The sequence below is a fragment of the Chryseobacterium echinoideorum genome (assembly GCF_007474535.1).
Taxonomy (GTDB): domain Bacteria; phylum Bacteroidota; class Bacteroidia; order Flavobacteriales; family Weeksellaceae; genus Chryseobacterium; species Chryseobacterium echinoideorum.
Map to the genome: position 1 here is coordinate 73,644 of NZ_VKNW01000006.1, position 14,531 is coordinate 88,174.

Genomic DNA, 14,531 nt, shown 5'->3' on the forward strand with positions numbered 1-14,531 from the left:
AATGAGCTAAAATCTGTTTTTAATAAAAGTTAATTCAATAAATTTTAGCTAAAAATCAAGTCTATATTAGACCTTAGCTGAGCGAACGTCTTTACGAATGAAAAAAAGCACACACAATATTTTCAAGAAAATCTTTGCGGACTTTGCGTTAAAAGCTCTCGCAGTAATTTAAAAATATAACAGAATGATGATGACATCAAACATCTATCATCAAACATCTAAAAAACTATGTCAGAACAATTAAATTCAGGGACATACGAAATCATACAGAACCGCTTGAATGAGCAGAAAAATGATCTCATTCAGAGGCTTCAGAAACTTAACGAAAACCGTAAAGAAATTTTCGGAGGAGTAGATTTTTCATTGATTGCCAATGAGAGGATTTCTACTGAACACAACTGTATTGCAAAAGATATTTTTTCTTTAAAAAATACATTGATTTTTGGCTCCAATGCGCATTTAGGTTTGCAAACGGAAATTAATATCTCTGATGTTTTCTCTGTTTATAAAATCAACAATAAGCGTTTTGAACCGCAGGATTCTTCATTAATAAATGATGAAGTATTTGTAGAAGAGTTCAAAAATCTATACAAATACTACAGAAACACATTTTTTGCGCGCTTTCACTTCACCGAAAACTATCTGTACATGGTTTTTCAGCTGTCTGAAAGTACTTCGGATGTGAAAGCTTTCAAATGGCTGATTAAAGACGGTCATCTTACTTACGTTGATTCACGAAGTGCTTCGGAAGTTACTTACCCGCCACAACATGGTTTTGCATGGACAAAAGCAACCAGAGATATGCAGCGAAGCGGAAAATTCCCTCACGTTTCTTTGGCAGATAAAGTTTTTGTGGAGTCTATCGGTGGAGATTTAACCATAAAAATTGAAGACAATACCGATACCGGAAAAGGAATTTATTCTGAGGAAGTTGTACATAAAGACCAGAATCTGGATGATGCCGAAATTCATTTCTGTGACTTGGATAATCTGGTTTTATTTAAAATTAAACCGTATCAGGAAACGGAACGTTATTTCATTTATAATCATAAAGAAAAGAAAGTTTCCAGAGTAGATACGCTGAAATATTCTGCAGTTTTACTTCCGGAAAATCAGGGTGTTTTGTTTTCAAACGGGTATGCGTTGCAGACGGGAGGTTTGAAGGTGATTTCTCAGGATTCAAACCGTCTTCACTATCTCAAAACGATTTCCGAACCGAATGGGGAAAATTTCATGTATATCTTTTACGATGATAAAACGAATAATTATCAGCTGATTTCCTATAACATTATTTCGCAAACAATAGAAACCCCAATTCGATGCAGTGGTTTTTCCATTTTGCATGACGGAAAATTGATTTATCTAAGAGAAAGCGTAGAAACGACAAAGCATCATCTGTCACAAATCTGGCAGACTCCGTATTCAAAAGAATTGCAGCCGAATACGGAAAAATCGGATACTCTTCTTTATAAAATCGGAAATAAAGATATTGTGAGAGTGATGGCAGAAAGTCAGGAACTGATTACTTTGCTGAATAAAAAAGACTCTTACAGCGGATTATATGATGATATTGTAAAACTTTCTACTACTATTTTAGATGCGTATTATTTTCTTGGGGATGATGAAGTTCAGAATTTAGATCAACCTTTAAAGGAAATCAGAAAAATTGCCCATTCTGCCATTAACGAATATGAAAAAGTACTTGAGCAGAAGAAAAATACAGCTGAAGCTGTTGAAAAAATAAAAACAGCATCTGAAAAAATATTAGACGATACCAAAAGAATCAATTATTCACAATTGACTGAATATATTGATATGCTTTCCCAAATCAGAGCTTTGCGTGGCGAAATTACCGGAGCAAGAGATTTAAAATATGTAGATGTTACAGTTCTTGATTCTTTGGAGAAATCATTGGCTGAAAGGTCGGAACAGCTTTCTAATGCTTGTGTGAATTTCCTACTTCAGGACGATGCTTTACTTCCGTATCAGAACAGAGCGCAGCAGATTTCTGAAAATATCATCAATTTACAGAAAGCGATTGATGCTAAAACAATTGAAGAGGAGATTAATAATCTTTCGGGACAGCTTGAGCTTTTGGTGGATATTGTCAATAATTTAAAAATTGAAGACACGTCACAATCTACACAGATTATTGAGAATATTTCGGTCATTTTTGCAAGACTAAATCAGGAGAGATTAGAATTGTCAAAACGGAAGAGAGAAATTTCAGGTAAAGAACTATCTGCTGATTTTCAGGCTCAAATGACTTTGTTTGATCAGTCCGTCATCAATTTCCTTGAATTATCTCAGACTCCCGAAAAATGTGACGAATATCTGACGAAACTTTCCATTCATTTGGAAGAAATGGAAACGAAGTTTGTTGATTTCGATGAATTTATCCGAAAAATTGAAGAAAAGCGTGAAGAAGTTTATGGTCATTTTCAAAACAAAAGAGTTCAGTTAACCGAGTCCAGAAATAAGCGAACTCAAAGCCTTTATGATTCTGCACAGCGGATTTTAAAATCAGTGCAGACAAAATCGGAGTCATTCGATTCTGAAAATGAAATCAACGGCTATTTTGCAACCGATTTAATGGTGGAAAAAGTACGTGATATTTCACGGCAGCTTATGGAAATGGACGATTCTGCCAAAGCGGAAGAAATCCAGACTTTGCTGAAAACTTCGCAACAGGAATCGGTAAGAAAACTGAAAGATAAAAAGGAAATTTATGCAGATGGCGACCATGTCATTGCTTTGGGTGATTATAAGTTTGCAGTAAACCGTCAGAATTTAGACCTTACGTTGGTCATGAGAAATGCGCAGTATTATTATCATTTAACGGGAACTGCATTTTATGAGCCTTTAAATTTTGATACCATTTCGGATTATAAAGAAGTCTGGAGTCAGGAATATATTTCAGAAAATCAATATGTAAAGCGTTTCGAATATTTGGCGTGGAATGTTTTTTCTCAAAATAGAAATATCAATACTGAAGAGCAGAACTTAACTGCAATTCAGCAGTTTATGACTGAGCATTTTGGAGAAGGTTTGGTAAAGGGAATTCATGATGAAGATGCATTGACTATTATCTCGAAGCTTCAGCAGATGCACAACGAACTGGGATTGATGCAATTTACATCATCCGAAAGAGCTTTGGCGCAATTGTTCTGGTATTTTCTGAATCAGGAAAGGAAAGATTATTATCAAAAGCAGTTTGAAGCAGCGAATTTAATTTCAAAATCTTTCACAACAGAGAAAGGGTTTCAATATTTGAATGATGAACTTTCAAGTGAGATCAAATCATTTGCTCAGAATAATCATCTTTTTGCTGAAATAAATTACTTTAACACTGCTGTTTATCTGAAAAGGGAAAACAAGTCATCTTTTTTGGTTTCTGAAAAAGCTGGTTTGCTGTATGAATCATTCTTAAAAGATTTAAAGGAAAAAGGCAAAGATTTAGAGTTTATTGATCAGTTGAATGATCTGAAACAGTATCCTGCAGCCTGTTTTTCGATTGCTGAAAGTGCTTTGAATGCGTTTTTATTTAATACAGAATCAAATTTTGAAGATGATATTAAAAAAGAAGCGGCGGTATTTTTCGTAACACAGCATTTTGATGCTAAAAATATACTTCATATTTCTTATGAGGCATTTTTGAAAGGATTAAAATCATTAGAGAAAGACGTAGATTATGTTTTGAATTATTATGAATTCAGTTCTCGTTTATCCAGTTTCAATGAGGTGGTTGTTCCGAAATACAAACAGCTTCAGGAATTGAAAGCAAAATGGGTGAACGATAAAAAGAGAGCCCTGAAAATTGACACTTTCAAATCTCAGGTTTTAAGTTCGTTTGTAAGAAACAGATTGATTAATGATGTATATTTTCCGTTAATCGGAGCCAATTTAGCCAAGCAATTGGGAACGGTCGGAAACGACAAACGTACCGACAGAATGGGAATGTTGCTGTTGGTTTCGCCTCCCGGTTACGGTAAAACCACTTTAATGGAATACATGGCAGACCGAATGGGATTGGTTTTCATGAAAATCAACGGTCCTTCAATCGGTCATGATATTGTTTCTACCGATCCGAATGAAGCAAAAAATGCAGGAGCAAAGCAGGAACTTGAAAAGTTGAATCTGGCTTTAGAAATGGGCGATAATGTAATGTTGTATCTTGATGATATTCAGCATTGTAATCCTGAATTTTTGCAGAAATTCATTTCTTTAGCAGACGGACAGCGAAAAATTGAAGGGATTTATAATGGTGAAAGCAAAACATACGATTTAAGATCAAAGCGTTTCTGCCTGGTTATGGCAGGAAATCCTTACACGGAAAGTGGTGAAAAGTTCAGAATTCCGGATATGTTGGCCAACCGTTCTGATACATATAATTTGGGTGAAATTTCTGGAAGCAAAACAGATTTATTCGATTTAAGTTTAATTGAAAATGCTTTGATGTCGAACGATTATCTTACCCGACTGACTCAGTTCGGGATGGAAAATCTGTACAATTTATATGAAAGTATTCAATCCAATTCTCCGAATGTAGATTTGGCAGGAAATTTCAGCTCAAATGAAATTTCGGATTTCAGAAAAGTTTTAGAAAATACATTGAAAGTAAGAGATGCTGTTTTAAAAGTAAATAAACAATATATTTCTTCTGCGGCAATGTCTGATGAATATAGGGATGAGCCGGCTTTCAAGCTGCAGGGATCTTACCGAAATATGAATAAACTTATTTCCCAGATTCAGCCTATTTTAAAAGAGGAAGAGGTTACTCAACTTGTTTTGAATCATTACCAGAATGAATCACAGACGTTGACGACCGGGGCGGAATCGAATATGTTGAAATTGAAGGAATTAATGAATTTGATTTCTGACGACGAAAAAAAACGTTGGGAAGACATCAAAAAAACTTTTGTCAAAAATAAAATGATCAAAGGTTTGGGCGAAAACGACAGAATGACGCAGATTGTGGCATTGCTGGCTCAGTTTAGTGAAGGTCTTGACGGGATAAAAGACGTTTTAAAGAAAGATTAATAAAAAAATACTACGCAAAATGCGTAGTATTTTTTTTAAAAATTTTAAGCCAGTTCATTTTCAAGAATTTTCTTCCATTTTGAAAATGTTGTACGGCTTATTTTGTACTTTCTGGACATGAAGCTGGTTGACAGATCATGTTTTTTCTGATAGTTCAGCAATTTCAGCATTGTTTTTTTATCATAGGTTTTTAGCTGCTGATTGGTCTTTGCTGTTTCTTTTGTGGGTTTAAAAAGCTTTTCATTAAGCTTTAAAATTTCATCTGTGGAATCCAGTTTGGCAATTTGTTCTCTTACCTTTGGGCATTCCAGCTTTTCGGGATACTGCATTTTCAAAAGATCCTGATAGATCTTGCTGTAGTTAGGTCTCATAGAATACTGTATTTTGTTTGTTGGTGTTAACTTTTTTTCAGGATCCAGCGGTGGAGAGTACTTTTAGGAATTGAATATTCTCTGATAACATCTGCCTGAGTCATTTCTCCTGATTCTATTCTGCCAAGAATAAAATCTTTGATCTCCTGGGTGTAAATATTTTTTCTGAATTTAGGAGTTGAGTCATTTTTTTGATCCGTTTTCTTATTGGCTGCAGAAGGCGGGGCATAAAGAATAAGGTGTGAAGTATACAATCTGAAAAAATCAAACTCAAGAAGTTTGCTCCATCTTAAAAGAACATCTGTATCTATTGATGGGCTTTCATATATTTTCTCTACAAAATCTTCATCTTTTCCCAAAAAATTGCAGATTCGCTCCAAAGAAATTTCTTTATTTTCAACCATTTCTTTGATGTACTTTCCAATATGGATATTTTTATATAACATTTTTATTAAAAACTAATTATTTTTAAATTTATCGCATTTTATAAAGTAAAGTTGTGATTGTGAGAGCTTTGTAATAGGGAAAAGTGAATTATTTTTAGTTTTATTTAAAAATAATTTATTAAAGCTGCATCATTACTTTACAATATTAAATTTTAATTAAACTGTAAAATTTTGATTTTCAGCAATTTGTGTTTCTGCGATTGGTGTGGTTTTCAAAATAATACATTATACACAATGTGCATAAGTCCCATGATAATCAAATGTAATCTAAATTTTGTGAGTTAAGTTGTTCAATTTAAACAAATTAATAATGATCATGTTTATAATCAAGTGTAAAATCTACATCTTCTTTATTTTGGGATGATTAGGTATTACTCTTGCCAAATTTATAAAAAAAAAAACGAGTTGCAAACTATTTTTATTACTTTATTAAATATGTAATAATAATTGATTTATTTTATATCATGTTTATTTATTCTTTTCTTTTGTTTGGTATATATTATTTTTTTTATTGGTTATATAAATTATTTCAATTGTTTTTTAATTAATTTTTTGCTGTTTTTTCAGCGGATTTAATAATAGTATATTTCATAGTTTTTTCAACGGGAATAATGTTAACTCTTTAATTGTAAGCCTTCATTATTTATCATTTCCATATTTTGTATTTTTATGATTTTGTCATGAAATATTGATTATTTTTAAATTTATCTAGTCTTATTTTGCTCAATATTTTTATATGATTTAAAGAAGATTTGTAAGAGAAAATCTTGCATAATAATGAATTTTTTTCGCTGTTGTAATTGAAAATTTGCGTAACTTACTGCGTGTATTATATCGTGAATATTGCTATTATTTCAAATAATAAATATGGAAAAAGAAAATAAATTTAATCATATATCGGGTAAAAATAATGAAGAAACAGATAACTATCCATTGCTTATAGTTGATCGAGATGGGAATGTAGATTTGAATAAACTGACAGCCGAAGATTTGGCAAAATATGAAAAAGTAGCAGATTCTATTGAAGAAGAAAGTATTTCTTCAGTGGTGAATTATGGTTCTGAACTTCAGAAGACATTGGCAAATCAAAGTGATAGCTTTTTAACAAATGTACGGAAGTCAAATTCAGGAGAGGTAGGGGAATTGATTAACAATCTTTTAATTGAATTGAATTATATTGATATTGATGAATTGCAGGGGAATAAAGTAAAAAGTTTTCTTGGTAAGCTTCCGTTTATGAAGAAAATTTTCACCGAAGTTGATAATATCTTTGCTAAATATGATAAAATAACCAATAATATTGAGGAGATTTCTCACAAAGTAAATGCGGGAATTATTATTTCTACTAAAGATAATGCGGTTTTACAGAATATCTTTGAAAGCAACATAAATTCAATCAAAGCTATTGAAGATCTGGTTATTGCAGGGTATTTAAGAATACAAAAAGCAAAAAATGATCTTTCGGAAATGGAAGCAAATCTGCAAAATTATGCAGATTATCAGATTGCTGATAAGAGGGATTTCATCTTAAGATTAGACAGAAGATTAGCAGATCTGAAAGTGGTTCGTTTTATTTTATTACAGTCACTACCGCAAATAAGATTGGTGCAAAATAATAATATTTCAATTGCTGAGAAAGCGCAGACCATACTCAATACTACTTTGCCTGTATGGAAAAATCAGCTTTCATTAGCTGTTGCTATGCATCGTCAGCAACAAAATATTGAAATTCAGCAAAAGGTTTCTTCTACAACTGAAAAAATACTTAGAAAAAATGCAGAACTACTAGGTGAAAACTCTAAAAATGTAGCTAAAGCTAATGAGCAAACCATTGTTTCGGCTGAAAGTTTAAGAGAAACTACCTCTTTACTTATTAATACACTTAATGAGGTTAAGGCAATCCAGAAGCAAGGAAGTGAAAACCGCAGAAAGCTTGATCAGGATCTTGAGACTTTGGAAAAAGAGCTGAAGGTAATAATTAAAAGTAGCTGATTAAAGTTTAAGTTGATCAAATTTCGTCTGGATTTATAATTTTAACAAAAAGATGCTCTAATAGCTGTACCTTTGCGGCTATTATTTTTTACAATAAATTTTTTTAAGTGGATCATCAGAATATTTTAGATCTTCATCCCGGTCTGGTTTGGGGATTTGCAGTAACAATTATCGTTATGCTGCTTCTTGACTTAGGAGTTTTTAATAAAAAAAGTCATGAGGTTTCTTCCAAAGAAGCTACCATTTGGTCTGTTGTATGGATATCACTGTCCATGGTGTTTTCGGGAGTCGTATACTGGGTTTACAATTCAGATTTAGGACCGGGAAGCCATGAAATAGCTGTAGAGAAATTTACACAGTATCAGGCGGCCTATTGGATTGAAAAGGCACTCTCGGTAGATAATTTGTTTGTATTTATACTGGTTTTTGGGTTTTTCAAAGTACCAAAACATCTGCATCATAAAGTTCTTTTCTGGGGAATCATTGGAGCTTTGGTTTTCAGAGCTATCTTTATTTTTGCCGGAGTTGGATTAATCAATATCACCTATCTGCCTGAGATGAATATTTTCGGACATCAGGTTAAAATTAATGTGGTGATGACTTTATTCGGATTGTTTCTCGTTTATGCGGGTATCAAATCCTGGGGTGACGGAGGAGATGATGAAGACGAAGATTACAGCAACACGGCAGGTGCAAGACTGATCAAAAGATTCTGGAAAGTTTCAGACAATTATGACGGCGACAAATTTTTCACGATTCAAAACGGTATAAAGATGGCAACACCGCTTTTGGTGGTTGTAGCGGTGATTGAATTTACAGATGTGCTTTTTGCAGTAGATTCTATTCCTGCAATTTTTGCAATTTCTAAAGATCCTTTTATTCTCTATACATCAAATATTTTTGCGATTTTAGGATTGAGATCTCTTTACTTTCTGTTGGCAAATTTCATTCACATGTTCAGCAAATTACCTTACGGATTGGCAATTATTTTGTCATTCATAGGTGTCAAAATGTTGATTGCTCCATGGTTTCACATTCCGTCTCCGGTTTCTTTAGGGATCGTTGGAGGTGTTTTGATTATATCTGTTCTTGCTTCAGTTTTATTTCCTGACAAGAAGAAAAGCGAAAGACTTTAATATTCTCAATTAATCATTAATTAAAGGCTTTACTTCGGTAGAGTCTTTTTTATTGTTACTGAAACTCTGTTCGGCTTCCGATCTTAAATCATATCTTTGTATAAAAAATTATGGGAGTAGCAGATATGTTATTTAAACGTAAAAAAGAATTAGCAGAAAAAAACCTGAAAGATGGTCAGGAATATATGCTTGAATACGGGAAAAGAGAATCGGTGGTACAATTGCCAAGCGGTTTGCAATACGAAATTATAGAAGAAGGAGATGGTGAGAAACCAGGTTCGAAATCTATGGTGAAATGCCATTATCATGGGACTACGATTTCAGGGAAAGTGTTTGACAGTTCTGTGAAAAGAGGAACTCCAGCTTCGTTTCCTTTGAATAAAGTAATTAAAGGATGGACTGAAGCATTACAATTAATGCCGGTTGGAAGCAAATGGAAACTCATCATTCCTCCTCATTTGGCTTACGGAGATCAGCAGATAAGTAAAGAGATTGGTCCCAACAGTACTTTGGTCTTTATTGTGGAGCTGCTCGAAATCAAGTAATTTTAATAATATTTAAAACCATTGGTACACAGATGGTTTTTTTAAAAAATTTAATGTAATTTATTTTGTTACAATTAAAAAATAGTTTAAATTTGCATCATCAAATATGAATAATACAAGATTTGCAACTGCAGTACATATCATGACAATTTTGTCGAAGTTTCCTCAGGAGTTCCTTACTTCTGACTGGATTGCAGGTAGTATTAATATTAATCCTGTGATGGTACGAAAAGAGATTGGGGTATTGAAAGATGCGGGTTTGGTTATAAGCCGTCAAGGTAAAATTGGAGGTAGTCAGTTGTCAAGAAATGCTTCTGAAATAAATCTTTCTGAAATTTATAAGGCTGTTAAAAACTCAGAAGTTCTGGGTAAAAAAAATCTCACACCAAATCCTGAATGTCCTGTAGGTAAAAATATTAATAGCAAATTAGATGATCTTTTTAAAGAGACCGATCTTTTGGTTATTCAGTTTTTAGAAACAAAATCTTTAAAAGAATTTACTGATCAATTCAGGTAAAATTTTTTTTATTTAAAAATGTAACAAATTTCATTACAATTAATAATTATCACATGAAAAAAGTAGCAGTAATAGGAGCGACCGGTTTTGTAGGAGCTCAGGTAGTTAAAGAACTTGAAAACAGAGGTTATAAAGTAGAAGCTATTGTAAGGAATGCTTCAAAGGTTAGCCAAAACGAAAATGTGACCGCCAAAAGCGTTGACGTAAATAATGTTGAGACTCTTGCTGAAAATCTGAAAGGTAATGATGCAGTAATCAATGCTTTTAATGCAGGATGGACGAATCCTAATCTTTATGATGACTTCTTGGAAGGCTCTGCCAATATAGAAAAGGCAGTAGAAATCTCAGGAGTTAAAAGATTTATTACAGTAGGCGGAGCGGGCAGCTTGTATGTTAATGGTCAGCAATTGGTTGATGGAGAAGATTTTCCTTCTGATATTAAACCGGGTGCAACGGCAGCAAGAGATTATCTAAATAAAATTAAAGAGAACAGAACTTTAGATTGGACTTTTTTCAGTCCCGCAATTGAAATGCATCAGGGAACTGCAGGTGTAAGAACTGGAAAGTACAGAACCGGGCTTGAAAATCCTGTTTTTGATGAAAATGGTAGAAGTGTGCTTTCTGTGGAAGATGTTGCGGTAGTTTTGGTAGATGAACTGGAGCAGAATAATCATATCCGTGAGCGTTTTACTGCTGCTTATTAGAACTTTGTTGATATAAACAAAAAAATATTATAAGTTGGGAATAAAATTGGGCGGCGCCAAAGGCGCCGCCCAATTTTAAATATATGCAATAACCTATTATTCGCCGTTACATATTCATAAATAATTTAGGATTGACGGGAGTGTTGTTTTTATGAACTTCATAATGTAAATGAGGTCCTGTAGAACGTCCCGAATTTCCTGATTTTGCAATAACCTGTCCCACTTTTACTTTGTCATTGGTTTTAGCAACAAGCTGGGAAAGGTGTCCGTAAAGAGTTGCTAAACCGTCACCGTGAGAAATAATCACGCAATTTCCATATCCGCTTTTCTGTCCTGAAAAAATGACTGTTCCTGCTGCAGTTGCTTTCACTACAGAACCTGAAGGAAGAGCAATGTCCAGTCCTTTATGGAACTGCATTTGATCAGCTTCTGCTTCCGTGTTGTTTTTGGTTGGTTGAATAGAGTTTTTAGCAATAGGTGGAGTTGTGGCAGCTGCAGCGGTATTGGTTTTTGGAGTTACCATTACCTTTACTTCTCTTTTATTTCCGTAGCTGTCAGTCAGCTCAATGGTTTTTTCTACGGGTTCAGCTTTTATTTCCGGCTTAGGGGCAGATGCGGTAACATTTACTGTAGGATCAGATTTTACCGAAGCATACACCGTTTTGTAAGGAATTGGATTTTTTCTGATTCCAAAGTTGGAAGAAATATATCCTTCACTGGGCATTCCTAAAGGAACGTACATCAGTTTTTTCTGAAGATCCATCAGATACTGGCTGTAGCGGTTGGTTTGTTTTGCGAGATAAATTGAGTTTGAAATACTGTCCTGATCAAGAATCATCAGCTTTTCATTTGTGATATTTTTTGCTTTAAGAAAAGAGTTAAGCTGGGTAATTGTTTTGTCAACCAAACCAAGATCAGATTTCATTTTCAGGTAATCTATGCTGTCTTTCTCAGTGTTGATTTTCACAAGGTTCACTTCATAATTCTTGTCATCTCTTTCTGAAAATAATTTGGCAATAAAGATGCTTTGCGCAAAAACGATCAATAGTAAACTTCCTAAAACAAAGGTTACTTTCTTTTTGCTGCTTAAAAATTTCTTCATTTTCTTTTTTAGAATTTAATAGGAGTTTTAAGGTGGCAAATTTAATTAAAAATATATTTTGATGATGATTCTTAAATAAAATTTGAGCAACAATAAATATAAACGTAATTTTATAAATTTAATTGTGTTGTCTTTAATCCTTTTATACGTAAATAAAGTTTCTATATTTGATGGTTTTAATATCTTTGCAATTCACATCTTCATTATGGCTAAAAAGAAAAATAATTCAGACAGTACGACAGGAAAAAAATCTAAAAATGATGTGGCTGTTGGAGTTGTAGGCAGCGGAAGTTTTGCAACTGCAATTGTAAAAATGCTGGTGGAAAACTGCAAAACCGTTCATTGGTGTGTAAGAAACGAATTTGTAAAAGGAGCAATAGAGCTTAGAGGTCACAACCCTACGTATCTTACGGCAGTAAATTTTAATTTGAAAAGTTTAAAGCTGACGACAGACATCAACGAGTTGGTATCTTCGTGTGATATTGTTGTTTTGGCGACACCTTCCATTTATTTATCAGATACGCTGGATAAAATGAAATGTGATTATAAAGATAAGATATTTGTATCTGCCATTAAAGGTATTATTCCGAAAGTAAATGATGTAGTTGCACATTATCTTAAAGAAGAGTTTCAGATTGGATTCAGAAATCAGGCGGTTATTGCGGGGCCATGTCACGCAGAAGAGGTTGCGATGGAAAGACTTTCTTATCTTACTTTAGCAACAGTAGAAGATGAGGTGTCTCAGAAGCTGGTAGATATTTTCAATTCAGATTTTATTAAAGTATATTCCAGTAAAGATATTTTGGGTAATGAATACAGTGCAATTCTCAAAAATATTTTTGCAATTGGTGCAGGTATTGCCAGCGGTTTGGGATATGGGGATAATTTTACGGCAGTATTTGTTTCTAATGCCATCCGTGAAATGGAAATTTTTCTCGAAGCAATTTATGAAGCACCAAGAGATGTGAATGAAAGTGCCTATCTCGGCGATTTACTTGTAACGGCGTATTCACTATTTTCAAGAAATAGAAATCTTGGTAACCTCATCGGGAAAGGATATACCGTAAAATCTGCAATACAATCAATGAACATGGTTGCGGAAGGATATTACGCAGCAGACTCTATTTATAAGACAGCAAAAGAAAAAGGCTTGAAGCTTCCCATTATAGATACCATTTATGGGATTCTGTATGAAGGGAAAAATGCTGAAAAACAATATAAAAAGCTCACGGCAAAACTCAATTAGTCTATAATAACTTTTAATATATAAACCAAATGCATTGCATTTGGTTTTTTTATGATAAAAATCTTGAAGCATCAAATTTTTTTTATAAATAATATGAAGTATCTTTAGTCTGATAAAATCATCAAAAATAACGAGTATGTATAATTATGTCAGTGCAGAAGAAGCTATCTATACAGTAAAAAGCGGAAATCGTGTTTTCTTTCACGGAAGTGCCTGTACGCCAAATTATTTGATTGACGAGTTGGCGAGGCAATCTCATCGGTTGGAAAACGTAGAAATGGTTTCTATTACACAACAGGGAAAAGTAGAAATTGCAAAACCACAGTATAAAGGTAAATTTTTTGTCAACTCACTCTTTGTTTCTTCTCCGGTTCGTGAAGCTGTAAACTCTGAAAGAGGAGATTTTGTGCCGGTTTTCTTAAGTGAGATCCCTATTTTGTTCAGAAAAAATATTTTACCGCTCGATGTTGCTTTAATTACAGTTTCTCCACCAGATAAACACGGTTTTTGTACTCTCGGAACTTCTGTAGATGTAGCAAGAGCAGCTGTAGATACAGCAAAAATAATTGTAGCGGTTGTCAATCCTCTTATGCCTAGAACTCATGGTGACGGAATGATTCACATCAGCAAAATTCATAAACTGGTATGGCACGAAGAAGAGCTTCCAACGGTAGATTACGGAGCAAAGGTAGGTGCAGAAGAAATGCTGGTAGGTAAAAATGTTGCTGAACTTATAGAAGATAGATCTACCTTACAAATGGGAATCGGAACTATTCCGGACGCTGTTTTGAAATGTCTGGGGAATCATAAGGATCTCGGAATTCACACGGAAATGTTGAGTGATGGTGTGATAGATTTAATTCAGAATGATGTTATCAATAATAAATATAAAGGGTATAATGACAATAAAACAATTACTAGCTTCTGCTTCGGAACAAGAAAGTTATATGACTATGTAGATGATAATACTGTTTTTTCGTTTGATGATGTAAGTACCGTCAATTTTCCGATCAATATCATGAGAAATAAAAAGATGGTTGCCATCAATTCTGCGATAGAAATAGATCTGACGGGACAGGTTTGCGCAGATTCTATAGGAACAATGCAGTACAGTGGAATTGGGGGGCAAATGGATTTTATGAGAGGTGCGGCGTTAAGCGAAGATGGTAAACCAATTATTGCGATCACATCAAGAACGAAAAAAGGGATTTCCAGAATTGTTCCTTTTCTGAAGCAGGGAGCGGGTGTGGTTACAACTCGGGGTCACATTCATTATGTAGTTACAGAATACGGAACAGCATATTTATATGGTAAAAATCTGCGTCAGAGAGCTCAGGAGTTGATCAGTATAGCACATCCTGATGATAGGGAAATGCTGGAAAGAGCAGCTTATGAAAGATTTAACTCTTAAATTTTTATAAAAAATCATTTT

General features: G+C 33.8%; 11 protein-coding genes. 8 read left to right on the forward strand and 3 right to left on the reverse strand.

Annotated elements, in window-relative coordinates:
• Nucleotides 1-228: 228 nt before the first annotated feature.
• Nucleotides 229-5,040 carry a DNA repair ATPase gene (locus FOL89_RS09225; RefSeq protein WP_144282536.1) on the forward strand — a complete coding sequence of 1,604 codons (4,812 nt, stop codon included), beginning with the start codon at nt 229-231 and terminating at the stop codon, nt 5,038-5,040.
• A gap of 44 nt (nt 5,041-5,084) precedes the next feature.
• On the opposite strand, the gene FOL89_RS09230 is transcribed toward FOL89_RS09225, so the two are convergent.
• Together FOL89_RS09230 and FOL89_RS09235 are read right to left on the reverse strand one after the other, a co-directional pair.
• Nucleotides 5,085-5,411, reverse strand: coding sequence for a helix-turn-helix domain-containing protein (locus FOL89_RS09230; RefSeq protein WP_144282537.1), 327 nt, complete (start codon nt 5,409-5,411; stop codon nt 5,085-5,087).
• Nucleotides 5,412-5,437: 26 nt separating this feature from the next.
• The gene (locus tag FOL89_RS09235) at nt 5,438-5,857 is read right to left on the reverse strand and encodes a transposase (RefSeq protein ID WP_144282538.1); all 420 of its coding nucleotides are present in this window, start codon (nt 5,855-5,857) and stop codon (nt 5,438-5,440) included.
• Between the two features lie 867 nt (nt 5,858-6,724).
• Here FOL89_RS09235 and FOL89_RS09240 point away from each other — a divergent pair.
• The 5 genes from FOL89_RS09240 (at nt 6,725) to FOL89_RS09260 (ending at nt 10,751) form a co-directional block, all read left to right on the forward strand.
• Entirely contained in the window at nt 6,725-7,849 is a 1,125-nt protein-coding gene (locus FOL89_RS09240; RefSeq protein WP_144282539.1) for a toxic anion resistance protein, read from the forward strand.
• A 107-nt stretch (nt 7,850-7,956) separates the two neighbouring features.
• Nucleotides 7,957-8,985 carry a TerC/Alx family metal homeostasis membrane protein gene (locus tag FOL89_RS09245; protein WP_144282540.1) on the forward strand — a complete coding sequence of 343 codons (1,029 nt, stop codon included), beginning with the start codon at nt 7,957-7,959 and terminating at the stop codon, nt 8,983-8,985.
• Nucleotides 8,986-9,095: 110 nt separating this feature from the next.
• Nucleotides 9,096-9,530, forward strand: a complete 435-nt coding sequence (locus FOL89_RS09250) for an FKBP-type peptidyl-prolyl cis-trans isomerase (protein ID WP_144282541.1) — start codon at nt 9,096-9,098, stop codon at nt 9,528-9,530.
• Between the two features lie 106 nt (nt 9,531-9,636).
• Nucleotides 9,637-10,047 (forward strand): Rrf2 family transcriptional regulator, encoded by a 411-nt coding sequence (locus FOL89_RS09255; protein WP_144282542.1) that lies wholly within the window; start codon nt 9,637-9,639, stop codon nt 10,045-10,047.
• A gap of 53 nt (nt 10,048-10,100) precedes the next feature.
• Nucleotides 10,101-10,751 (forward strand): NAD(P)-dependent oxidoreductase, encoded by a 651-nt coding sequence (locus FOL89_RS09260; RefSeq protein ID WP_144282543.1) that lies wholly within the window; start codon nt 10,101-10,103, stop codon nt 10,749-10,751.
• A 106-nt stretch (nt 10,752-10,857) separates the two neighbouring features.
• Here the strand turns inward: FOL89_RS09260 and FOL89_RS09265 are convergent, their stop codons facing one another.
• Entirely contained in the window at nt 10,858-11,853 is a 996-nt protein-coding gene (locus tag FOL89_RS09265) for a M23 family metallopeptidase (RefSeq protein ID WP_144282544.1), read from the reverse strand.
• Nucleotides 11,854-12,058: 205 nt separating this feature from the next.
• On the opposite strand from FOL89_RS09265, the gene FOL89_RS09270 reads away from it, so the two are divergent.
• The gene (locus tag FOL89_RS09270; protein WP_144282545.1) at nt 12,059-13,099 is read left to right on the forward strand and encodes an NAD(P)H-dependent glycerol-3-phosphate dehydrogenase; all 1,041 of its coding nucleotides are present in this window, start codon (nt 12,059-12,061) and stop codon (nt 13,097-13,099) included.
• A 136-nt stretch (nt 13,100-13,235) separates the two neighbouring features.
• Complete coding sequence (locus FOL89_RS09275; RefSeq protein WP_144282546.1) at nt 13,236-14,510, forward strand: acetyl-CoA hydrolase/transferase family protein; 1,275 nt, start codon at nt 13,236-13,238, stop codon at nt 14,508-14,510.
• Nucleotides 14,511-14,531: the final 21 nt, after the last annotated feature.